19 protein-coding genes are annotated in these 21,879 nt (G+C 55.0%); 3 read left to right on the plus strand and 16 right to left on the minus strand.

Annotated elements, in window-relative coordinates:
• The 15 genes from rfbG to asnB form a co-directional block, all read right to left on the minus strand.
• A complete protein-coding gene (gene rfbG / locus J0X19_RS05430; RefSeq protein ID WP_206983368.1) occupies nucleotides 1-1,071 on the minus strand; it encodes a CDP-glucose 4,6-dehydratase in 1,071 nt (356 codons plus the stop codon).
• 26 nt (nucleotides 1,072-1,097) lie between these two features.
• Complete coding sequence (gene rfbF / locus J0X19_RS05435) at nucleotides 1,098-1,868, minus strand: glucose-1-phosphate cytidylyltransferase (RefSeq protein WP_206982244.1); 771 nt, start codon at nucleotides 1,866-1,868, stop codon at nucleotides 1,098-1,100.
• Nucleotides 1,869-1,922: 54 nt separating this feature from the next.
• Nucleotides 1,923-3,227 (minus strand): ABC transporter ATP-binding protein, encoded by a 1,305-nt coding sequence (locus J0X19_RS05440; protein WP_206982254.1) that lies wholly within the window; start codon nucleotides 3,225-3,227, stop codon nucleotides 1,923-1,925.
• Between the two features lie 30 nt (nucleotides 3,228-3,257).
• Nucleotides 3,258-4,169 (minus strand): ABC transporter permease, encoded by a 912-nt coding sequence (locus J0X19_RS05445; protein ID WP_317194753.1) that lies wholly within the window; start codon nucleotides 4,167-4,169, stop codon nucleotides 3,258-3,260.
• A gap of 192 nt (nucleotides 4,170-4,361) precedes the next feature.
• Entirely contained in the window at nucleotides 4,362-5,297 is a 936-nt protein-coding gene (locus J0X19_RS05450) for a GDP-L-fucose synthase family protein (RefSeq protein ID WP_206982256.1), read from the minus strand.
• A 68-nt stretch (nucleotides 5,298-5,365) separates the two neighbouring features.
• Nucleotides 5,366-6,352, minus strand: coding sequence for a glycosyltransferase (locus J0X19_RS05455; RefSeq protein ID WP_206982258.1), 987 nt, complete (start codon nucleotides 6,350-6,352; stop codon nucleotides 5,366-5,368).
• 5 nt (nucleotides 6,353-6,357) lie between these two features.
• Entirely contained in the window at nucleotides 6,358-7,359 is a 1,002-nt protein-coding gene (locus tag J0X19_RS05460; RefSeq protein ID WP_206982267.1) for an STELLO glycosyltransferase family protein, read from the minus strand.
• A 266-nt stretch (nucleotides 7,360-7,625) separates the two neighbouring features.
• Entirely contained in the window at nucleotides 7,626-8,735 is a 1,110-nt protein-coding gene (locus J0X19_RS05465; RefSeq protein WP_206982269.1) for a DegT/DnrJ/EryC1/StrS family aminotransferase, read from the minus strand.
• A 51-nt stretch (nucleotides 8,736-8,786) separates the two neighbouring features.
• Nucleotides 8,787-10,604, minus strand: a complete 1,818-nt coding sequence (locus J0X19_RS05470; RefSeq protein ID WP_206982271.1) for a hypothetical protein — start codon at nucleotides 10,602-10,604, stop codon at nucleotides 8,787-8,789.
• Between the two features lie 271 nt (nucleotides 10,605-10,875).
• Nucleotides 10,876-11,817, minus strand: a complete 942-nt coding sequence (locus J0X19_RS05475) for a glycosyltransferase family 2 protein (RefSeq protein WP_206982273.1) — start codon at nucleotides 11,815-11,817, stop codon at nucleotides 10,876-10,878.
• A gap of 38 nt (nucleotides 11,818-11,855) precedes the next feature.
• Nucleotides 11,856-12,809, minus strand: coding sequence for a GNAT family protein (locus tag J0X19_RS05480; protein ID WP_206982275.1), 954 nt, complete (start codon nucleotides 12,807-12,809; stop codon nucleotides 11,856-11,858).
• On the minus strand, nucleotides 12,797-13,201 hold the full coding sequence (locus J0X19_RS05485) for a sugar 3,4-ketoisomerase (RefSeq protein WP_206982277.1): 405 nt from the start codon (nucleotides 13,199-13,201) through the stop codon (nucleotides 12,797-12,799). The genes J0X19_RS05480 and J0X19_RS05485 overlap by 13 nt, the downstream gene beginning before the upstream one ends.
• Nucleotides 13,202-13,205: 4 nt before the next feature.
• Entirely contained in the window at nucleotides 13,206-14,150 is a 945-nt protein-coding gene (locus J0X19_RS05490) for a UDP-glucuronic acid decarboxylase family protein (RefSeq protein WP_206982279.1), read from the minus strand.
• Nucleotides 14,151-14,262: 112 nt separating this feature from the next.
• Nucleotides 14,263-15,612, minus strand: coding sequence for a UDP-glucose dehydrogenase family protein (locus J0X19_RS05495; protein ID WP_206982281.1), 1,350 nt, complete (start codon nucleotides 15,610-15,612; stop codon nucleotides 14,263-14,265).
• A gap of 44 nt (nucleotides 15,613-15,656) precedes the next feature.
• Nucleotides 15,657-17,573, minus strand: coding sequence for an asparagine synthase (glutamine-hydrolyzing) (gene asnB / locus J0X19_RS05500; RefSeq protein WP_206982283.1), 1,917 nt, complete (start codon nucleotides 17,571-17,573; stop codon nucleotides 15,657-15,659).
• Nucleotides 17,574-17,694: 121 nt separating this feature from the next.
• Between asnB and J0X19_RS05505 the strand changes: the two genes are divergently transcribed.
• Complete coding sequence (locus J0X19_RS05505) at nucleotides 17,695-18,198, plus strand: acyl-CoA-binding protein (protein WP_206982285.1); 504 nt, start codon at nucleotides 17,695-17,697, stop codon at nucleotides 18,196-18,198.
• 138 nt (nucleotides 18,199-18,336) lie between these two features.
• The gene (locus J0X19_RS05510; protein ID WP_206982287.1) at nucleotides 18,337-20,322 is read left to right on the plus strand and encodes a peptidylprolyl isomerase; all 1,986 of its coding nucleotides are present in this window, start codon (nucleotides 18,337-18,339) and stop codon (nucleotides 20,320-20,322) included.
• 83 nt (nucleotides 20,323-20,405) lie between these two features.
• Here J0X19_RS05510 and J0X19_RS05515 read toward each other — a convergent pair whose 3' ends face one another.
• The gene (locus J0X19_RS05515) at nucleotides 20,406-20,747 is read right to left on the minus strand and encodes a cupin domain-containing protein (protein ID WP_206982289.1); all 342 of its coding nucleotides are present in this window, start codon (nucleotides 20,745-20,747) and stop codon (nucleotides 20,406-20,408) included.
• Nucleotides 20,748-20,951: 204 nt separating this feature from the next.
• On the opposite strand from J0X19_RS05515, the gene J0X19_RS05520 reads away from it, so the two are divergent.
• Nucleotides 20,952-21,791: a serine O-acetyltransferase gene (locus tag J0X19_RS05520; protein WP_206982291.1), complete on the plus strand. Its 840-nt coding sequence runs from the start codon at nucleotides 20,952-20,954 to the stop codon at nucleotides 21,789-21,791.
• The last annotated feature ends 88 nt before the right edge of the window (nucleotides 21,792-21,879 follow it).

Here is a 21,879-nt window from a genome sequence, read left to right on the forward strand (position 1 = left end):
TTAGCTATTTTGCAGGAAATCTTCGATGTCGCTTTTCACCAGCGCGTAGGCTTCGTTTCCTTGCTGCAAGGCTTTATACCAAGCTATAGTTTTATGAATTGATTCCTGCGCATTGTATTTCGGCTTCCACTGTAGCTCATTTACCGCTTTGCTGATATCTAGCTTCAACAATCCGGCTTCGTGAGGCTGACCGGCCGCAGCAGGAGTTTCATACTCCCCCTCTCCCCAAGCCGCGAGGCTAAGGTTTACCAACGCGGAAACTGGCAGCGCATCTTCTAGATGCGGACCAAAATTCCAGGCGCCACCATACGCCACGGGATGTTCGGCTAGGCGGGCCCCAAGCAGCAGATAACCGCCCAAAGGTTCCAGTACGTGCTGCCACGGCCGCACGGCCGCTGGGTTACGCACCTGCACTATCTTTCCTTTCTCCAAGGCTCGCACAATATCCGGAATGATGCGGTCGAGGGCCCAGTCGCCACCACCAATGACGTTGCCGGCTCGCCCTACGGCAATACCTTTTCGGTGCTCCTCATACGCTGCCGGGTTGAAGAATGACTGACTATACGAATTAATTATTATCTCCGCGCAGGCTTTACTGGCGCTATACGGGTCGTAGCCGCCCAACCTATCTGTTTCGCGGTAAGGATAAATCCATTCCTTGTTTTCGTACACCTTGTCGGTAGTGATAAGTACCACAGTGCAAGGTTTGTTTAAGCGCCTGACAGCATCAAGCAGATGGGCCGTCCCAAGTGCATTTACCTGAAATGTTTCGGTGGGCCGTTGGTAGGATAGGCGCACCAACGGCTGAGCCGCTAAGTGAAATATAAAGTCGGGCTGACACTCAAGTAATGCCTGCTCTAAGGTTTCGCGCTCGTTGAGGTCCGCAATAATTGACTTGCAGAGTTCATCGCCTTTCAGCAAATTATATAGGCTAGGCTCACCTTCGGGCGCAAGCGCATACCCTGTTACTTCAGCTCCCAGCAGATGTAACCAGGCAAGTAGCCAACTGCCTTTAAAACCGGTATGCCCGGTCAGAAATACTTTCTTGCCAGTATAACAGGTACCTAGCATGTCTGCCAAAGCAGAAGGCTTGTTCTCTACCACAGTTTCCAGGGAGCTTGTTTGGTGTTCCAGCTATTGTCCAGTTCTACTTTATCACGCAGGGTATCCATTGGTTTCCAGAAGCCTTCGTGCTTGTACGCCTGCATCTGACCATCGTGCGCAATAGCCTCCATCGGCTCTCGTTCCCAGATAGTGCTATCGTTGTCGATGTACTTCACTACTTCGGGCTCACACACAAAAAAGCCCCCATTAATCCAGGCACCATCACCGCGTGGCTTCTCAGCAAATGAAAGTACTTCGTCTGCATCGCCTAGATTAATAGCTCCGAACCGGCCGCTGGGCTGCACTGCCGTAACGGTACATAGCTTGCCGTGCGCCTTATGAAACTCTACGGACTCCCGAATATTCACGTTGGAAACTCCGTCTCCGTACGTCAGCAGGAAGGTTTCATTACCTAGATGCGAAGCAACCCGCCGTATACGCCCACCGGTCATGGTTTCCAAGCCGGTATCAACCAGCGTGATATTCCAAGGCTCGGCATAGGTGTCATGCACCTGAAGCGAATTTTCCTTCAGATTAATTGTTACGTCTGATTTATGCAGAAAGTAGTTGGCGAAATATTCCTTGATAACATATCCTTTGTAACCCAGGCAGATTACGAAATCATTGAAGCCATGGGAAGAATATATTTTCATTATATGCCATAAAATGGGCATATCCCCGATTTCAACCATTGGCTTTGGCTTAAGCACGGTTTCTTCGGAAAGACGTGTGCCCAAACCGCCAGCTAATATTACTACTTTCATGATTTTTTATGTCAGATTATGCAGTATGCATTTCTCGGAATTACTCTGTCTTAGTTAGCTAACCCGTTCGGTTGACCAAGCCATTTTCGGACGAATAAGACCCCACCAGTCCCCTCCGTATTCTTTTCTCATCTCTCCAGTGTCGGTAACAGAAAAGGATAGTACTTCTTCAGCAATTTCCATATCCGCCGCATCCTCAGGAACTAGGAAGGCACTAATACTATACGTTTTCTCATTGAGGAAACTACCTGGAATTACAACCCTAGATTTGTACAAGCCTTTTCTCAGTGGTTTCCCATAAAACTCGTCAACACCGATGGTAGCCGATTTTGCGGGGAATGTGGCCAGTATACAAGTAGCCATATTATCAAGTACGTGTATGCTGGGATATACCATTGCCCCATCAACAAGAACTCGATAATTCATTTCAACAATTACCTCATTCTTGATGTCTACGCTGCTGGTAATCTCACCGTTTGAGATAATACTAATTTCTTCGAAAGAGGCTTTGGTGCAGCGCCGCGTAAACTGAATATCTTCCGCTAATACTTGACCAGTATTGAACTTACCGTATGATATATACTCCTCTATTATTTTATCGGTAGGGCCCATGCTTTGCAGGGTGCCGTTGCGCATAAATATGGTACTAGTGCACAGGTTGGAAACGGCGGCCATGTTGTGGCTCACAAACAGAATAGTCCGCCCGTCGTTTTTGCTCACGTCTTCCATCCGGCCGAGGCACTTCTTCTGGAATTCGGCATCGCCAACGGCCAGCACCTCGTCTACAATCAGAATTTCGGGCTCCAGAAATGCCGATACGGCAAACGCCAAGCGCACGTACATACCTGATGAGTAGCGCTTTACGGGCGTGTCGATATAGCGCTCCACGCCGGAAAAGTCTACTATCTCGTCGAACTTGCGGCTAATCTCGCTTTTCGACATACCCAGGATGGCACCGTTTAGATACACGTTTTCCCGGCCCGTCAAATCCGGATGAAAGCCGGTGCCCACTTCCAGCAGTGAAGCAATCCGCCCCTGAATCTTGATGCGGCCGGTAGTGGGTGCCGTCACCTTGGAGAGTATCTTGAGCAGCGTGGATTTGCCAGCCCCGTTGCGGCCGATGATACCCAGCACTTCTCCGGCCTTTACGTCGAAGTTGACGTCGCGCAGGGCCCACACGTAGTCACTGTTGCCTTTCTTGGTGCGGTCGTTGGCCTCCCCTACCTTGGCAAAGGGGTCTTCCTTACCCCGCATCTTTGACCACCAGCGGTTTAGGTCGTGGCTCAGGGTGCCGGTACCTATTTCACCGAGGCGGTACTGCTTACCTAAATCCTCTACTCGTATGGCAATATTGCTCATGTACTGCGGGGCTGTTTCAGGTAAAAGTGCTTACACCGTATCGGTAAAGCTCTTTTCTACTTTATTGAAGATGATAGTACCGATAAGCAGAATGGCTACCGTAAAGGCAGCACTATAGCCAAGGTATCCCCAGTTAAAGGCTCCGGAGCCCAGAAAGCCATATTTGAATGTCTCAACAATAGAGCTCATCGGGTTAGCCAGGATAATAGACTTATAGGAAATACCGTATATCTCGCCTTGAATGCTGGACAAGGGATAAATAATGGGGGTAGCATACATCAGCAGCTGAATGCCAAACGTCAGCAGCATAGCCAAGTCGCGGTATTTAGTGGTTAGCGCGCTGAATATCATCCCTAACCCGAGGGACATCAGGCCCATCATAATCAGGAGGATGGGAGTTAGCGCAATAACCCAGTTCGGCTGGATGGTGGTACCGCCACGCACTACGTAGAACAGCCAGATAGCCAGGAACAAGCCGAACTGAATCAGAAACCGCACCATGTTGGACACCACAATGGACACCGGCATGGTCAGGCGCGGGAAGTACACTTTACCAAAAATTGCTGCATTGGCCACGAACACCGTGGAAACAGTGGTGAGCGTTACCGAAAAGTAACTCCACACGGTTATGCCGGCCAAGTAGAACACAACCGGCGGCAATCCATCAGTGGACAGATTGGCAACCCGGCTAAATACAATTATAAAGGTAATGGTAGTGAGCAGCGGCTGGATGAAAAACCAGAGCGGCCCCAGGATGGTCTGCTTGTACGTGGAAACGAAGTCGCGCTTCACGAACATCATTACCAAGTCGCGGTAGCGCCACACGTCGCCCAGGCGCAGATCCAGCAGGCTGGTTCGGGGCTCAATGACCTCCGTCCAGTCTTTAGTAGCGGGGGGAATAGTCGATGACTCGGTATGCTTCAGAGCTTCCGTAGTTTGCACAGTGAATGGATTAACAAAATTTCTGACGGAGTGTAAAACCTGAATCAGTCTCTCTCCTAAGTTGCAGACTAACACTTACTCTGTCTGAGTGCCTGCTTGGACTGCACGGGCAAAGGTAGCCCAAATGACACAAACCGGGCGCACCTATCCATCTCCTCACGCAGTAGCAGAAGAGCGGATCCTTTTCGTTGTTTAAGCGGGGCGCTCTACGCCAAACGCATCAGCGTATACAGCCGCCACTCCTTCTTCCAGTCCGATAGTAGCTTTCCAGCCTTTCTCGGCCAATTTGCTTACGTCCATCAGCTTGCGCGGGGTACCGTCGGGGTAGTCGGTGTTGAAGCGGATGGTGCCTTCGTAGCCTACGGTGCGCTGTACCAGCTCGGCCAGCTCCCGGATGCTGAGGTCGGTGCCGGTGCCCACGTTCACGAGGCCGGGCTCGTTGTAGTTTTCCAGCAGCCAGTAGCAGGCTTCGGCCAGGTCATCGACGTGCAGGAACTCCCGGCGGGGAGTGCCCGTGCCCCACACCTCCACTTCGGGGGTGCCGGCCAGCTTGGCCTCATGGAACTTCCGAATCAGGGCCGGCAGTACGTGTGAGTTTTTAAGGTCGTAGTTGTCGTGGGGCCCGTAGAGGTTGGTGGGCATGGCCGAAATGTAATTGCAGCCATACTGGCTCCGGTACGCGTCGCAGAGCTTGATGCCGGCAATTTTGGCAATGGCATACGGCTCGTTGGTGCTTTCTAAAGTACCCGTCAGCAGAGCATCCTCCTGGAGTGGCTGGGGCGCCAGTTTGGGGTAGATACAGGACGACCCCAAAAACAATAGCTTCTTCACCCCGTTGAGGTAGCTGTTGTGGATGACGTTGTTCTGTATCATCAGGTTGTCGTACAGAAACTCGGCCCGGTAGATGTTGTTGGCATTGATACCTCCTACTTTGGCAGCGGCCAATACTACGTAATCCGGTTTTTCTTCGGCAAAGAACTCGGTTACGGCCTGCTGATTGCGCAAATCCAACTCCGAGGAAGTGCGCGTAACGAAGTTATGGTAACCAGCTTTTTCGAGGCGGCGCAGAATGGCCGAGCCCACCATGCCGCGGTGGCCTGCTATGTATATTTTGGCGTTTTGTTCCATAGTTGTAGTCAGTATCCGTGGCTATCGGTCAGTGCAGACCGGGTTTCGGATGGGTTGTAAGAGGCGAGCTAGCTGTTCTTCCACCAGTTCAGGTCCACTGGCGCCGACGTGCCAGCAGCAGCGGGCGTAGCCTGTGGGCGCAGGGTTTGAACTAAAGAGCTAGGCAATAGCTGTTTCACTAGTGGGTTGACGGTTGAGCCCAAAATCATGCGGCGGGTGCGGGGGCTGTAGCTCAGCAAACCGGGCAGCTTGGCCCAGGCAATAGGCTTGGCTGCGGCAGCATCCCGCTTGGCCGTCCAATTGATTTCCCAGTAGGTGTAGAGGTTGCGCCGTTCTTCGTCGGTGAGCTTGAAGTGCGAGCCGTACGTAGGGTTCTGCTCACAGCTCTCCACCATCTTCACCAGATTAGGATACCACTTGGGCGAGGTAGCAGTGCGCTGATCAGGGTGCAGCTGGTAGGCAGCCAGCATAGCCGGAATGGCCCGACCGGGCGCAAAGTGGGCCACGCGGTACCACAAATCAATGTCGGCGCACATATCCACTTCTACGCGCATACCGCCGGTTTTCTCCAGGGCTTCGCGGCGTACAAACGTGGCGTGCTGCGCGGGCACAAACTCAAACAGAATAGAGCGGGGCGTTATCGGACCAGTGAAGGAGTTGGCGTACTCGATGTTGTTTTGCAAGTCAATTCCGTACTCACCGCCGGAAATAAAGCTGGCTTCCGGATACTGCTGAAACGCTTCGGCCATGCGTCGGAATGCGCCTGGCAAATAGTAGTCGTCGCTGCTCTGAATGGCTACCACTTCGCCCGTAACGCGGGCCAAACCCTTGGTTACAGCATCCACAAAGCCTTTATCCCGCGCCGACCACCACTCGATCTGCCCATCGTACTTCTTGAGCACGTCCACGGTTTCGTCATTCGAGCCCCCGTCCGATACGATTACCTGTACCGTGCCGGGATAGTCTTGCCGCAGAATGCTTAGCAGCGTCCGCTCAATGAAGCGGCCCTGATTCCAAGACGGAATGACGATGGATAAGGAGGGAAATTCCTGCATGGAAGTTATTTGGTCAGGGAAGCTACGTCGGCCAGCCACAAATCGAGCAGCTCAATTTCCTGTTCCGTTACGATATTTTCTTTGGCCAGTTCGGCGTACGCCCGGCGCAGGTTCTCGCCTACGGTCACCGACTTGTCAATGGCCCGGGTAACAGCTGCAATAACCCTGTTGGGGTGCAGGTAGCAAGGAATTTCCGACTCGAAGTCCTTTACATAGTCGTGCGGGTTGCGTTCCTGAAGCACCGTGGCCTCGGTGAAGCCCAGCCGGTAGCCGTGCGCCCACAGAATGGGCTGGGCCACCAAGCCACGCAGGATGTCGGTGAAGCGGAACGTTACGTAGGCCGGCAGGTAGAGCAGCGGAAACAGCTCGCGCCGCACGGCAGTGTTCTGCGAGTTGAAGGGGCACAAGGTGCCTTCCGCCAGTACAATTGGGGTACGCTTATCAAAGAACACCTCCGTGTTATCTACGAGGCGGTAGATGGCATCCACGTCCGGGTCGCTGTCGGCCAGGCCCTGCCAGATACCGATTTTTGCCATTTCGGTGGTTAGCTCTTCCTCTTTCAGGTTGTGCTCTGTATTCAGGATGAGGTCGAGCGGGTAGCCCCGCGGCCAGATGTGGTGGCTGGTGAAGTTCTTATAGATGTTGACAAAGCCTTTATCGGCCGGCGACGTGGCAAACTCGCCTTCCATGGCCGGGAACGTCCAGTCGTCGTACGGGATGTTGTCGTCGTCGGTGTCCACAATAACCTGCGCCCCGTTTTTAATGGCGTGCAGGTAGCCCATCATTTTGCGGCCGTAGTGGTTGAAAGGCAGCTTGGTAGCCATCTGAAAGCCCATAGCTTCCTGGTCGGCCACCGATAAGTACACAACGTTTGGTTCACTCCAGGTAGCAGGCGACTTTTTATCACCGGCCACAACCAGTTGATACTCCGGCAAGCCGGCGAATTTGGTAACCGCCTTGGTCGGCGCGAAAATGGAGGTAATAACGATGCTTGTAGTCGTACTCATGCAACTAGTAAAGTAGGGTAAGCCGCCGGCCATTACCGGCAACGTAACAGCCAAAACAACCTAGCAAAACTGGTTAGGTAGCGCGTAGGCTGCTTTTGGCGTCGCAAAGGTAGCTGATTTTCAGCAAGCAGATTTACAACATTCTCTCTTTGGGCTAGTCGGCTGCCTGTTGTCAGCTTGATTTTCAACGCTTAACCTAAACGGTGGCCAACCGCTTATTGCCGTTATAATCCACTCTTTACTATCTATTTCACTACTAGTGTAGCCTACCAACTGGCGAAAAAACTTCTCACGGCATCTGCCACAATTGTTACATCATTGGGTTGCATACCGGGCCACATGGGCAGGCTCAAGCTAGTGGCAGCCAGTTCCTCGGCAATGGGGTATGCGCCGGCTGGTATTTGCAGATGCGCGTAGGCCTGCTGCCGATGGGGAGGTATGGGGTAGTGAATAAGCGTGCCAACGCCTTGCTCAGTCAGATACTGCTGCAAAGCGTCACGGTGGCGAGTACGTATTACGTACAGGTGATACACGTGTGTCGCGCCAGGGGCCACGGCGGGTAGCACCAAGTCACCGATACCAGCTAATTGCTTGTGATACTGACGCGCTACTTCCTGGCGCTGTTGGGTCCAGGAAAGCAAATGGGGCAGCTTTACGCTGAGCACAGCGGCTTGCAGTTCATCGAGCCGCGAGTTGTGGCCGATTATTTCGTTGTAGTATTTGCGCTGGGAACCGTAGTTGCGCAGCGTCTGAATGCGGGTAGCCAGGTCGGCGCGGTTAGAGGTTACGGCCCCGGCATCGCCAAGGGCCCCCAGGTTTTTACCGGGGTAGAAGCTGGTGGCATTCACGTCGCCGAAGCTGCCGGTGAGGTTTCCCTCCCACTGCGCGCCCTGCGACTGGGCATTGTCTTCGACCACCCACAATCCGTGCTTTTGCGCTAAGGCCAGTATCGGCCCCATTTCGCAGGCCTGCCCGTACAGATGCACGGGCATGATGCCTTTGGTACGGGGCGTAACAGCCGCCTCCAGGCGGGCGGGGTCGAGGTTGTAGGTGGCCGGGTTCGGCTCTACGGGTACGGGCGTTGCGCCCACAAAGGACACCGCTAACCAAGTGGCAATGTAGGTGTTGCTGGGCACCAGCACCTCGTCGCTGGGTCCTACCTGTAGAGCTTCCAAGGCCAGATGAAGGGCATCGAGCCCGTTGGCTACTCCTACGCAGTGCTGCACCTCATTGAAGCGAGCATAGGCCGCCTCAAACTCCCTGACCTGGTCACCGAGAACGTACCATTGCTTGTCATACACAGCGGCTATAGCCGCAAGGATGTCGGCACGCAATGGGTCATGCTGAGGAGAAAACGAGAGAAACGGAATGCGCATGACAAGACTTGGGATGGCCTTAGAAAGTGAGTGAACTACCAAAAGGCATACTTACCACGACCGAGGCTGGTACGGGTCGGTGGGTTGTGGAAACTGGCGGCCACGCAGCACGTACAGTTTCTCGCCGGAATAGGAGTCAACGTACGTTTTGATTACCAATGGCCGCAAGATAATTGGTAGTTGCGCCCGCCGTGAAGCACAAATAAAAGACAATCCGGCCTCTCGAACCAACTCATATTTGGCACTATCGAGCGAGGTGCTACGGTGGCGAAGGGACTGAAATTTAGCGAAGCGGTAGAGTGTAGACTGCCGCGTAATCTGTTCGGCTTGCGTAGAATCCCGCACAAAGCGCGGGTCCGTCGTGAGGCTGTCTGCATCCAGAGCCGACAAGGAAAGCAGGGCATAATCGTTCTTGAAATTGGATACGTAATTGCCCGCAGTGTAGGAGTCGGAGGACAAGGTGTAGGCACTAGAGTATTCGGCATCGGCCAAGATATAGCCTCCCCGGGAGCCAAGCGTAGGCATTACCTGCTTCATCTGGCGCAAAAACTTTGGAGAATAACGAGTAGTTACGTGACCGTCGTGTGAATCGGTAAGTAGCTTATAGCTATTGACTAGCAACAGCCCCAGCAGCGCTACCACGCTCAGCACGTAGGTGCGACGACGGGCATTTTGTAGGCCAGCGCCCAGAAACACAGCCAGCACGATAGCCGTAAGGGGCACCATGGGGTTGGAAAAAAACTGAAACCCATCCAGGAAATGGTGGGCTAAGGTTCTCATAACAGCCGCGGCCAACAGGCTGGCGGCAAACCATACCAGCACCACCTGGTACTGCTTTCCTATGGCTACCACCCGCTGGCTAGCGAGCAGCACGGCTACCACCACTAGCCCATATCCCAGGAAATAAACTCCGAAGTTGAGCAACACTCCTAGCCCAATGTTGATTAGTGTTCTTGCTTCTGCCAGCCGTGGCATAACCGCTTGCAACAGTGCATGCTCGCCGGTACCAGGCAAAGTATAAGCGGCCGGCTGCAAACCGTAGAACAGCACGATACAGGCACCAGCCAGCACAACCGGAGCAACCATTGCCATGCTCTCCTTTAAGCGAAGCTGCTGGGTACGCCACAGATACAGGGCCACCACCACCACTCCTGCCCCAACCACCGGCGCGGCCGCCACAAACACCACTGCTACTATGGCCAGAGCCACCGCCGCCGCAACGTATTGGCGCGACAGTAACAATGCCGTACCCAACAGCATAAACCAGTACACCGGCGCTAGTTTGGGCTGCAACGGCAGCAGCAGGCTGGACAGCAACGCCCCATTCTGCACTAGGGAAATATGCTGCAAAAACGGCCACACCACACCCGTAACGGTCAGGAAGAGCACGGCTAGCACCAGCAACCATCTGCTAGGCAGCCCGAAATGCGCGAAAATAGCAGCAAACCCAACCCCAACTATGGTTATCATCACTGAGAAAGCGCAGAGGAACATACACCACACGGAAGGCAAGCCGGTTAGCTGAACCAGCAGGGCATTCCACCAGATTTCCAAGTAGTGGTATGGATACGGAGCCAGAAACTGCGGATAAAGCACTTCCAGTGAGTTGGTTTCCACGCCCCGCAAAGTCAGCGGGGTGGTTAGCCGCGCATAGAAAACATAGTCCTGAAAAGGGGTCCGCAGGAATTCAGAACTGGCATCGAAAAGCAGTGGATACCGCGTTAGGAAGATGAACGTGCCCAAGGCTAGCACCACCGGCAGCCGACGGCCGCCGCTACGTGAGTTGGCCGCACTTAAGCGGATGTAGGCGGTAGTGGGCTGGCGCAACAGCCACAACAGCCCACCTAGCAGCACTAGCACGGGCAGCATGATGGTAGCGCCCCGCGTGCAGTATATAGCATAGCAGCAGCTCAGTGTGCTACTGCCTAACACCAGAGCAATAAACAGGGCCAACCACGGTTCTCGCCGTGCAGTTTTACTCCACGTTAGCAGCACCGCCCCTACCGCATAGCTAGCTAGTATAGCCGCCAAGTTGAGAGACCCTAACTGTAGAAATAACGTCATATTGCCAGGAAAGCTGGTTTACTACATGCTCCTTGCTTGATGCTAGCCATATACTTCCCGCCAGTGCCGCAGGCACCTATTCCGTGGTGGTTTCGTATACTTTTTTGACCACGTAAAGCGGCCGGTTACGGGCAGCATCCATGCCACGCCATACGTATTCGCCAATGATACCCAAGGCTATCATCTGAAACGCCGACACAAACAGCACCACTACCATCAGCGTAGTCCAGCCGGCGGGGCCTTGAGGAGCGAAAATCCGTAGTCCTATTACGTAAACGCCGAATAGCAGTGCCGCGAAACCCAACAGCAAGCCTATTACCGATATGACGCGAATCGGAAAAAAGGAGAAGGACAGCAGCGAGTCGATGAAGAGCTTGAGCTTCTTTTGCAACGTCCAGCGTGACTTCCCGATTTCCCGCTTGCGGCGCACGTATGGGATATTGACGTAAGAATACCCCAGCCACACCATCAGGTAGAAGATGTTGCTATTGCGTTCCTGCATCCGCACAATATCATCGCGCACCTGCCGGTCGAAAAACACAAAATCAAAGCCTCCATCCGGAATGTTGCGCAGGGCCAGATGCTTCATCAGCCAGTGAAACAGCTCGGCGGTGCGTTTCGTCCAGCCGGTTTCCTGCCGGTCTTGCCGGTTACCAATAACCAGCTTGAAACCCTGCTGCCAGTGGCTGTACATCTGTACCATCAGCTCGGGCGGGTCCTGCATATCGGCCGTAATAATGGCCATACAGTCGCCGGTAGCCTGTTCCATGCCTGCCACTATGGCGTTGTATGACCCCACATTGCCTACTAGCTCCACCACTCGAATTCGGTCGGGGTACTGGGCCTGCGCCGTGAGCAGGGCCTGCAACGTATGGTCGCGCGAGCCGTCATCCACAAAGATATACTCGAAGGCTACTTCGGGCGGAAAGCGGACTTCGTTGGCAATCAGTTCCTGAACAGTTACCGGAATGTTATCCTCATTGAAGTAACAGGGAACAACAACAGAAAGCGTGGGCATGGGGAATTTCGGAGTGGAATTTAGCCGCAAGGTAGCGCTTAGCGGCTTGGGTAGTGGTATGCTAGCACATGCGTACTACCGCCCAGCTTGAACCCCAGCTTTTCGCAGGTCCGGAATACCGCCCGATTGGTAGCCTGCGTGGTCATCAGCACGTAGCTAGCGCCCTTAGCGCGAGCCCGTTGCACTGTTTCCGACACTAAACGCAGATGCCAGCCCCGGTTTAGCGGCCCCACCGCCGTCAGTACCACCCTCGACAAGCCTACTCCCAGCTGGCGGGCGTCATCAGTTAAGTCACTGATAGCTAAAAACGAATCAATTGGTAGACCAAGCCCATCGGGCACAAGTACCGCGTCGCAATAGCCCTGCACGGCTGCACTAGCGTAGCGTGCCAGAAACGCGTCGGCCTGTGCTTCCCCAAACCACGGATCGGCATGAAACCGGTCGTAAGGGTTACGGGCCGCGGCGGCTATTTGGCCAATATGTTCAGCTTCACTGGGTTGCGCGAAACGAACCGGGTAGCGTGGCTGCTCGAATTCGGCCACTTGGTCGTGGTAGAACTGCAATCGGGTTTCTACTAACCGCCAGCCGCTGGCCGTTAGGGTTTGCAGCAAGGCAGTATCCTCGGCTGGCACTTCGCTGAAGCAATAAAAGCTACCGGTAGCCGCCTGCTGCTGCTGCCAGGCCCGTATAGCTGAAACCCGACCAGCCAGGGGCGCAGTCGGGTTGAAAAGAGCAGTCAGTAGCTTGATAGTGCGGGTTCCGAAGAATTCGGAATCCCAGGGTAAATCGGCCAGCAGTAGCTGCAACGGCTGGTGCTGCGGCTGGAGGGTTGCGAGGTGCTCATGCGGTGCGGCTGGAAACCGGGCAAACCGGCCCGCTCCGAAAAGCTGATCTTGCCGGTCGGCCGCTACTCCACGCATGAAGCTATAAGGCGAGTAGAAAGAAAGTGCCGAGGCCCGCTTGGCTAGCAAGCCAGCATTCAGCTCTTCCATATCCGTTGAAATTCCGAATGGTCCCGGATGTAGTCCTCGGCATTGTAAGGCAGCGAGGCCATCACCAACTGCACCGCCGAGTGCGAATACTGCATGGTATGCCACACATACGGCGGAATATACAACCCTACATGCGGGTCTTCGAGGCGAAATAGCTCTACTTCCCCGTTGGACAGCTCGGTAGTAACGATAATGCGGCCGGCAACGGCCACCAGCACCTGCTCGGTGCGATGATGGGCGTGCCGGCCGCGTAGCACACTTTCCGGCGTGTAATACGTCCAGAAAGTGCGCTTTATCTCGAAAGGAATCTGCTGAGGACACTCAGCTATTGAAATAAAACCAATATCAGAAGCCCCCACCTTGGGGAACTCAATCAGGTAGGGGCCTTCCATCCGTCTACTTCACGTGCTCTTTGAAATACTCCAGCGTCCGGCGCAGGCCTTCGGCCCGATCTACTTTCGGCTCCCAACCCAGAATCTCCTTGGCTTTGGTGATGTCTGGCTTGCGTTTCATTGGGTCGTTTTCGGGCAGAGCCTGGTAGGTGGGTTTGAACTCCACGCCAGTCAGACGCGCAATTTCTTCCCCGAACTCCTTGATGGTGATTTCCGACGGGTTGCCGATGTTCACGGGCAAGTGGTAATCACTCAGTAGCAAGCGGTAAATACCTTCCACCAAGTCGTCTACATAACAGAAGGAACGCGTCTGCGAACCGTCGCCAAACACCGTCAGCGCCTCACCGCGCAACGCCTGTGACAGGAAGGCTGGCAATACGCGGCCGTCGTCGAGGCGCATCCGGGGGCCATAGGTGTTGAAGATGCGGATAATGCGCGTCTCTAAGCCGTGGTGGTTGTGGTAGGCCATGGTAATGGCTTCCTGGAAGCGCTTGGCTTCGTCGTAGCAACCCCGTGGGCCTACGGGGTTTACGTTGCCGAAATATTCTTCCACCTGCGGGTGAATTTCCGGGTCGCCGTACACTTCCGAGGTGCTGGCAATCAGTACGCGGGCCCCTTTCACCCGGGCCAGGCCGAGCAGGTTGTGTGTACCCAAAGAACCCACTTTCAGGGTCTGAATCGGGATTTTGAGGTAGTCGATGGGCGAGGCCGGCGAGGCGAAGTGCAGGATGTAGTCCAGCTTGCCGGGTACGAACACGAACTTCGACACATCGGCGTGATGAAACTCGAAATCTTCGCGGCCGAACAGGTGCTCGATGTTGCCGATGTCGCCGGTTACCAGGTTATCCATGGCAATGACATGGTACCCTTCCGCCAGAAACCGGTCGCAGAGGTGCGAACCCAGGAAGCCAGCGCCACCGGTAATTAGTATGCGTTTCTTGTCAGACATATTGGTTATTGCTTGATGCGTAGTTGGTGCGTTGTGCCTAGTGCGTTGTGCCTAGTGCTTAGGCCGTTCTATTACTGATGAACAGAACAGCCCAAGCACAAAGCACTACCAACTAAGCACTAACCTGGGCTGGTTCCTGGTGGGCCGTGCGGATACCAATGCAGTGGTAGGCGAAACCAGCCTCTTGCATTTCCTGCGGATCATAAATATTGCGGCCGTCAAATATAACCTTCTGCTTCAGGAGTTTACCTACCACGCCGAAGCTCGGCGAGCGGAATTCCGGCCATTCGGTGATAACCAACAGCGCATCCGCATCTACCAGCGCCTCAAACTGGTCTTTGGCATATGTTACCGTGTCGCCGAGCGAGTGCTTGGCTTCGGGTACGGCTACCGGGTCGTACACCGATACGGTGCAACCGTGGGCCAGCAGTTTCTCGATGATAACCAACGAAGGGGCCTCGCGCATATCGTCGGTTTTAGGCTTAAACGACAAGCCCCACAGAGCAAACTTGCGGCCTTGTAGTTCGCCGCCAAAGTGCTTCTTCACTTTGTCGAACAGCACCTCTTTCTGGGCCTCGTTCACGCTTTCCACGGCTTTCAGCACCTGCATCTGGTAGCCATTTTCGGCGGCCGTTTTGATGAGTGCCTTCACATCCTTCGGGAAGCAAGAGCCGCCATAGCCAATGCCGGGGTAGATGAACTTGGTGCCAATACGAGCGTCGGAGCCGATGCCCTTGCGTACCATGTTCACATCGGCACCCATGATTTCGCACAGGTTGGCAATGTCGTTCATAAACGAAATCTTGGTCGCCAGCATGGAGTTAGCGGCGTATTTCGTCATCTCAGCCGATGGAATGTCCATGAAGATGATGGGGTGACCGTTGAGCAAGAACGGTTTGTAGAGCTTGCTCATCACGTCTTGAGCCCGCTCCGACGACACACCAACCACAATCCGGTCAGGCTTGAGGAAGTCGTCGATGGCGGCACCTTCTTTCAGGAACTCAGGATTGGAAGCCACATCGAACTCAATGCTGGAATTGCGCTTGGCCAACGCCTGGGTCAACTCGTTGTGGACCTTGGCGGCCGTACCTACGGGCACGGTGCTTTTGGTAACTACCACGCAATAATCGGTGAGGTTTTCACCGATACCGCGGGCTACGGCTAGCACGTATTTCAAATCAGCTGAGCCATCCTCGCCGGGAGGAGTACCTACTGCAATAAAGGCTACGTCAGCGTCTTTCACGCCTTCAGCAATATCAGTGGTGAAGTGCAAACGACCAGCGGCCACATTGCGAGTCACCATTTCTTCCAGACCCGGCTCGTAAATCGGGAGAATACCTTGTTTAAGGTTATCAATTTTTTTCTGGTCAATGTCGATACAGGTAATGTCCATGCCGACTTCGGCAAAGCACGTACCTGTTACTAGCCCGACGTAGCCGGTGCCAACTACTGCTACTTTCATAGAAGAGCGTAAAAAGTGGAGAGAATATGATTAAGGGCGTGGGATCAAACTTCGGGGGCCATCATATAGCGTTTCCACCAATGCTGGAATACAATAAGCGCCCAAATACGGGCGTGCACGTCGCCAGGGCTGCGAGAAAAGAGCTGAGTCTTTAAGCCCCGAATAGCGTCAATATCAAATATACCTTGTGCTTCGATAAATCCATCAGATAATAAATCGTCCTCAATTAGCGGGCGCAGATCCCCGCGGAACCACTTCAGCAACGGCACTTCGAAACCGTGCTTAGGGCGCTTGTATAATTCTTCGGGTAATAATGGCCGGAAGGCATCCTGCACGATGCGCTTCTTCATTTTCGCGTCGATTTTGCTTTCAACGGGCAGTGAAAACGCGAAACGCACCACGTTGGGGTCGAGGAAGGGCGGCCGAACCTCCAGCGAGTTGGCCATGCTCATCATATCCACCTTGGCCAGCATGTCGTAAGGCAGCACCAACTGCATGTCGGTGAGCAGCACCTCGTTCAGGTCGCCGTCGGCGTGCAGGTTTTCGAGGATGTCTTTGCGGCGCTTCTCGGCTAGCTTCTTGCCTACTTTGCGGCGCGATGCGGCGCTGAGCAAACCGCGCGCATCGGCAGCCGACGCAAACGTAGCCCAATCCCAATACCGGTCTTTGGGGCCGCTGAGCATGCCCCGCGAGAACCGCTGAAACTGCCGTACCCGGTTACCGAAAAACGAGTTGCGCGACTTAGGCAGGATGTCCCAAAGCAAATTCAGGCCGGTTACGGCTTCGGCTTTGAAACCACCTTCCCGCACCTGAAACTCGCCCATGTGCTTGTTGTAACCGGCAAATAGTTCGTCGGCCCCGTCGCCGGAAAGAGCCACGGTGGCTTTTTCGCGGGTGCGTTTGCTGAGGATGTACACCGCCAGCGCCGACGAGTCGGCAAAGGGCTCGTCGATGTAATCCAGCACGTCGAAAATATGGTCGTAGAGGTCCTGGTTGGACAGCGAAAAGACGGTGTGGTTGGTTTTGTACTTCTCGGCAACCAGCTTGGCGTACTTGGTTTCGTCGAAGAACGGCTCGTCGCGGTAGCCGATGCTGAACGTGTTCAGGTGCTCGGTATGGCGCGAGGCGAGGGCCACAATCACGCTCGAATCGATGCCGCCACTCAGGAAAGCGCCCACGGGCACGTCGGCCACAAGGCGGCGGGCGGTGGCGTCGTCGAGCAAGTCAACCAGCTTCTTTTGCTGCTCCTCATAGGTGAGCTTGTTCTTGCTTACTTTCTTGGCGTCGTACGGGATTTTGTACCACCGCTTGCGCACCACCTTTTTGCCTTTTATATAGAGGTAGTGGCCGGGCAGCAGCTTGCGCACTCCCTTGAAAATAGTAGCGGGCCCCGGAATGTAGTTGAGTTGCAAATAATGGCTCAGTGCCACATAATCAAGCTTTCGCGGAATGCCCAGCGCCAGCAACGACTTCATTTCGGAAGCAAACAGGAACTTGTCTTCGTCGCGGTACACCAGAATGGGCTTCTCCCCCATCCGGTCGCGCGCAATGAAAAGCGAATCTTCCTCTTTATCGTAGATGGCGAGACCGAAGAAGCCATTCAGCTTTTTCAGGAAACCGCGCCCTTCAGTGATGTAGAGGCGCAGAATTACTTCGGTATCGGTCTGGGAATGAAACTGGTGGCCTTTTTTGATGAGGCGCTGCCGCAGCTCCCGGAAATTGAAGATTTCGCCGTTGAAAACAATGGTATAGCGCCCCGACTCATCGGTCATGGGCTGATTGCCGTCGGCGGAAAGGTCGAGGATGGCCAAGCGCCGGAAACCCAGGCCGCAGCGGTCATATACAAAGTGGCCCTGCGAATCGGGGCCACGGCTGATAATAGCGTCGGTAGAGGCAGGTAGGGCGGCCAACGCACTACGACCCGTATCGGTAAAAGCAAATAGTCCGGTTATTCCACACATAAGGCGGGTAAAAGTACGAAGGAAGAAGACTTGTTCGGTAAAAATGTAGCAACCGCGCCTCGCAACCAAAGCCAGGTCAGTTTAGTACACTGTTTAGATTTCCACTCTTTAGCAACTGCTCATGAATCTTCAGGACAATATAGATCTGCAAAAACAGTTTGAAGCGGCCGTGTCGCGCGTAGACAGCCTGCCCGGCGACAAAGCGGCGGCGCACATGAACGAGCTGTATGGCCTCTACAAGCAAGCCACCGAAGGCGACCATGATGCCAAGCGCGACGAAGTAGGCGACGATACGCCCGACAATCCCAACGGCCCAAAAGGTATGTCGCAGGCGCAATGGGACTCCTGGAGCAAGTTTAAGGGTACCGACCAGGATGAAGCGCGCCGCCAATATGTGCAAAAGGTAACAGAATTGGCAGGCCCGGTAGGTGAGAAAACCACCGTTATTACCGGCAACGGCCAGCCCGCCACCGGCTCACAGGTGAACCCGCCCACGGAAGAAAACAGCACCACGGCGCCCCAGCCTGGTACCGGCCCTGGTATTTCGCAGGGCGGCCTGCAAGGCGACATTACAGCTGGCGCCCCCTATGGCGGTGAAGACCACCTGAAAGACGAGCAGAAGTAGCTGTTATCTTTTCGTTATGCCGGCCCGCTCCTTACTTCAAGGGGCGGGTCGGTTGGCGTTTCAGGGGTTGGGGAGTGGCGCGGCTAGTTACCGTTGCACTGAATAGAGCTAGTGGATTTTGGCTATTTTGGGCCAGCCATGACTCAATTTCCTTTCTCTGCCCAGCCGAAGACCCTGTTTTATTCGGCTTGTATAGCGGCAAGTCTCTTATCGGGCTGTGCTTCTTCCAATGCGCCCCAAACGCCGACGGCAACAGCCGCAGTTAATCAGTTCGATGATGCCAGGCACCGCCTGATTGCCACAGCGCAGGATGAGCGCAATACCACGGCGCTGCTGCCTTACCTCACGCACCCGGAAGCCCGCTACCGGCAGGCGGCAGCATTGGCGTTGGCCTCGGTGCAGGATAAAACGGCGACATTGGGGTTGCAGCCTCTGCTGAACGATGCCGACCCTGCCGTGCAACGAGCCGCCGCCTACGCCCTCGGGCAAACCGGCGACAGTTCAGCAGTGGTAGCTCTTGCAGCCCGTGTTGCGGCAACGCCAACTAGCGGACAACGCTATTTTTATGAGGCACTTGGGCGTTGCGCAACCCTTACTTCCCTGCGGCAATTAGTACGAGCAGGTGCCAGTTCTGCCGATACGGCTGCGCTGGCGGGGCAGGCTTGGGGGTTGTTGCGGGCCGGTATTCGGGGGGTAACCTCGGAAGCAGCAGTCAGCCGCGCGGTTGCGCTGCTGGATCAGCGTAACCCGCTGGCTGCCCGGCGCGGGGCGGCTTTCACGCTGGCTCGCACACCGCGCCTCGACCTCACGCTCTACCAAGCTGCCCTCACCACCGCTACCACCGACCCCGATGCCATAACGCGGGCGGCGGCTACTACGGCCTTGGGCAAAGTGAAAAACCCCGCCATTGCGCCCGCGCTCGTAGCACTAGCGCGGCGCGACCCAGATTACCGGGTGCGAGTAAGTGCTCTGCGGGCCATGAATGCTACTATGTATGGGCCAGTGAAAGAAGCAGCCTGGGAAGCCACCACCGACCCTAGCGCCCAGGTAGCCCTTACGGCTGCCGAATTCTTTCTGGCTCATGCCAGCGGCGAACAGGGCATTCTGTTTCTGGAAAAAGCCAATAAGCTCAGCAACTGGCGGGTACGGGCCACGTTGCTGGCCGCTGCCCTCAAGGTAGGCGGTACCGAGCGGGGCGCTATCCGAAACGCCATTGAGCAGCGCTATACTGCCGCCTCTGACCCGTACGAGAAAGGCTATTTATTGAAAGCCTTAAGCGAAGACCCAGCCGCATATGAGTTTGTGCAGAAAGCTACTTTTGCCGCTGGTCAGCCGTTGGTGGTCGGGTCTTACGGCATAGAAGCTTTGGTTGCTATTCGCCGCCTGCCCGATTTCCCGGTTGCGCAGCACGCAGCATTTGCCCTCACTATGCGCCGGGCTATGGCCAGCGGCGACGTGACCCTTATGAGCACGGCCGCCGAAGCCTTGCGCGACCCGAAGCTGGACCTGCGGCGCTTACTACCCGACCTCAGCTTTATTACCACGGCCCGCGACAAGCTGGTTCTCCCCCGCGACCTGGAAGCCTGGCAGGCCCTGCAACAAACGCTCGATTATCTGAACAACAAGCCGGCCACACCTACGCCGGTTGCCAAGGCTGCCAGCCACCCTATCAACTGGGCGGTGGTAGGCACTATTCCGGCGGGTCAGCGGGTGCTACTTACTACCACCAAGGGCGATATCACCATGCAATTGCACGTTAATGATGCGCCTGGCTCGGTAGCTAGTTTCGTGGAATTGGTGCGGCAGGGCTTTTATAACAACAAAACATTTCACCGGGTGGTCCCCAATTTCGTGGCACAGGGCGGCTGCCCACGGGGCGACGGCTCTGGCAGCACCGATTATAACCTGCGGTCCGAATTTGGGGATTTGCGTTACGGCGAGGGCGCCGTGGGGCTGGCTTCGGCCGGCAAAGACACCGAAAGCTGTCAGTGGTTTATAACCCACGCTCCCACTCCGCACTTAGATGGTCGCTACACCATTTTCGCGCAGGTAATACAAGGCATGAACGTTGCACACCGGCTTGATATCGGCGACAAAATAGTGCGGGTAGAGCTAGTCCGTTAAAACAAATTGCCAGTTGTGGGTTGTGAGTTGCCAGTTCGTTCCAGAAACCAGCAACTCACAATCCATAACTGGCAACTCACACCTTACTTATCGTCGCGGCCGTGGGCTTGGGCGGGTGGCGTGGTAGCTTCCACTGCCGAGAAAGTTTCCAGAATCTTGTAAGTGTGCGACGCGCCTTTGGGCACCACCCACGAGTTACCGGGTTCCAGCACTACCACTTGGCCTTCGGAGTGCAGTTCTGCCCGGCCTTTCAATACATACCCAACCGTTTCGTAGGCGCGGCTGGTAGGTTCTTTGGGCTCACTGGGTTCTTCGTTTTCCCAGAGGCGCATGGACACGTGCACGCCGGAAGCCAGGTATTTTTCCCCGTCGTCGCCTTTTGGTGAATGAGCGGAGTCGATTTTTGTGATGGTGGTATCAGCCATGGAAAGGTAGCGTAGAGAAATGAAGGAAGAAGATGTAGCGTCTTCACGGAAGACTTTCTTTCCTAACGCGTACCAGGCAGTTGCGGTTACTGATTCCCACTGCCAGAACTTTCCGCGGCATAGATAGTTGAACTATACTGTGGCTATTTCTGGCCGCTACTATTTCTGCCCGCTGGCTGTATTGCTGGTCTTGCCTGATTACGCATGTCTTTTTCTGCCGATACTCCTTTTGTGCGCACGTTGGTGCGGGCACATCAGCAAGCGGCCACGCCACTACCCGGTCCGGCTTTCTGCCAGCTAGCCGAGCAGTTGCTGGAGCTGCTGTTTCCTGAGCGTGCCCACAGGCCCATTGTTCGTCCCGATGCCATAGCCGCTACCCTCAGCCAGCTCCAAACCGATTTGGCAGCCTTGCTCATGCGCGTACCCATGCCCGACGCGCCAGCGGCTGTAGCAACTCACTTTATGGCTCGGCTACCCGCTCTGCGGGAGATGTTGCTGTATGATGCCGCCGCTATTCTGGCCGCCGACCCCGCCGCGCAGGGTACCGAGGAAGTTATTGCCACTTACCCCGGCTTCTACGCAACGGCGATGCACCGGCTGGCCCACGCGCTGCACCAGTTGCACGTGCCGCTAGTGCCGCGCCTTATCAGCGAATATGCGCATCAGCTTACCGGCATTGATATTCACCCCGGCGCCAGAATTGGTCCTTCGTTTTGTATCGACCACGGCACTGGTATTGTGGTGGGTGAAACCACCGTCATTGGGGCCCATGTGAAAATATTCCAGGGCGTAACCCTGGGTGCCCTTAGCGTAAACAAGGATTTGCAGGGCATCAAGCGCCACCCTACCATTGAGGACCATGTGGTGCTATATGCCGGAGCTACTATTTTGGGGGGCAATACGGTAGTAGGCAGCCACAGCATCATTGGCGGCAATGTATGGCTCACGGAGAGTGTTCCTTCGCACTCCCGTGTGTACCATCGGGCCCAAATTCACGTCACCCGTACCGAAGACCCCACTGAGGGCCTCACCTTTTCCATTTGATTGTTGGGAGCTGATTGCTTATTGTTAGCTATTCATTGTGACTGGGTTCCTCTGAACACTCAGTTTGCTGATTACTCAGCACAGCAAG

The organism is Hymenobacter telluris (genome assembly GCF_017313265.1).
Classification (GTDB): Bacteria; Bacteroidota; Bacteroidia; order Cytophagales; family Hymenobacteraceae; genus Hymenobacter; species Hymenobacter telluris.

What these genes read in the sequence shown, in the direction of transcription:
- J0X19_RS05440 (WP_206982254.1), bottom strand. Translation starts at nt 3,227, where the DNA reads ATGAGCAATATTGCCATACGAGTAGAGGATTTAGGTAAGCAGTACCGC.
- J0X19_RS05450 (WP_206982256.1), bottom strand. Translation starts at nt 5,297, where the DNA reads ATGGAACAAAACGCCAAAATATACATAGCAGGCCACCGCGGCATGGTG.
- J0X19_RS05465 (WP_206982269.1), bottom strand. Translation starts at nt 8,735, where the DNA reads ATGCGCATTCCGTTTCTCTCGTTTTCTCCTCAGCATGACCCATTGCGT.
- J0X19_RS05510 (WP_206982287.1), top strand. Translation starts at nt 18,337, where the DNA reads ATGACTCAATTTCCTTTCTCTGCCCAGCCGAAGACCCTGTTTTATTCG.
- J0X19_RS05480 (WP_206982275.1), bottom strand. Translation starts at nt 12,809, where the DNA reads ATGGAAGAGCTGAATGCTGGCTTGCTAGCCAAGCGGGCCTCGGCACTT.
- J0X19_RS05475 (WP_206982273.1), bottom strand. Translation starts at nt 11,817, where the DNA reads ATGCCCACGCTTTCTGTTGTTGTTCCCTGTTACTTCAATGAGGATAAC.
- J0X19_RS05520 (WP_206982291.1), top strand. Translation starts at nt 20,952, where the DNA reads ATGTCTTTTTCTGCCGATACTCCTTTTGTGCGCACGTTGGTGCGGGCA.
- J0X19_RS05490 (WP_206982279.1), bottom strand. Translation starts at nt 14,150, where the DNA reads ATGTCTGACAAGAAACGCATACTAATTACCGGTGGCGCTGGCTTCCTG.
- J0X19_RS05495 (WP_206982281.1), bottom strand. Translation starts at nt 15,612, where the DNA reads ATGAAAGTAGCAGTAGTTGGCACCGGCTACGTCGGGCTAGTAACAGGT.
- J0X19_RS05470 (WP_206982271.1), bottom strand. Translation starts at nt 10,604, where the DNA reads ATGCTGCCCGTGCTAGTGCTGCTAGGTGGGCTGTTGTGGCTGTTGCGC.
- J0X19_RS05460 (WP_206982267.1), bottom strand. Translation starts at nt 7,359, where the DNA reads ATGAGTACGACTACAAGCATCGTTATTACCTCCATTTTCGCGCCGACC.
- J0X19_RS05515 (WP_206982289.1), bottom strand. Translation starts at nt 20,747, where the DNA reads ATGGCTGATACCACCATCACAAAAATCGACTCCGCTCATTCACCAAAA.
- J0X19_RS05505 (WP_206982285.1), top strand. Translation starts at nt 17,695, where the DNA reads ATGAATCTTCAGGACAATATAGATCTGCAAAAACAGTTTGAAGCGGCC.
- J0X19_RS05485 (WP_206982277.1), bottom strand. Translation starts at nt 13,201, where the DNA reads ATGGAAGGCCCCTACCTGATTGAGTTCCCCAAGGTGGGGGCTTCTGAT.
- rfbG (WP_206983368.1), bottom strand. Translation starts at nt 1,071, where the DNA reads ATGCTAGGTACCTGTTATACTGGCAAGAAAGTATTTCTGACCGGGCAT.
- rfbF (WP_206982244.1), bottom strand. Translation starts at nt 1,868, where the DNA reads ATGAAAGTAGTAATATTAGCTGGCGGTTTGGGCACACGTCTTTCCGAA.
- asnB (WP_206982283.1), bottom strand. Translation starts at nt 17,573, where the DNA reads ATGTGTGGAATAACCGGACTATTTGCTTTTACCGATACGGGTCGTAGT.
- J0X19_RS05455 (WP_206982258.1), bottom strand. Translation starts at nt 6,352, where the DNA reads ATGCAGGAATTTCCCTCCTTATCCATCGTCATTCCGTCTTGGAATCAG.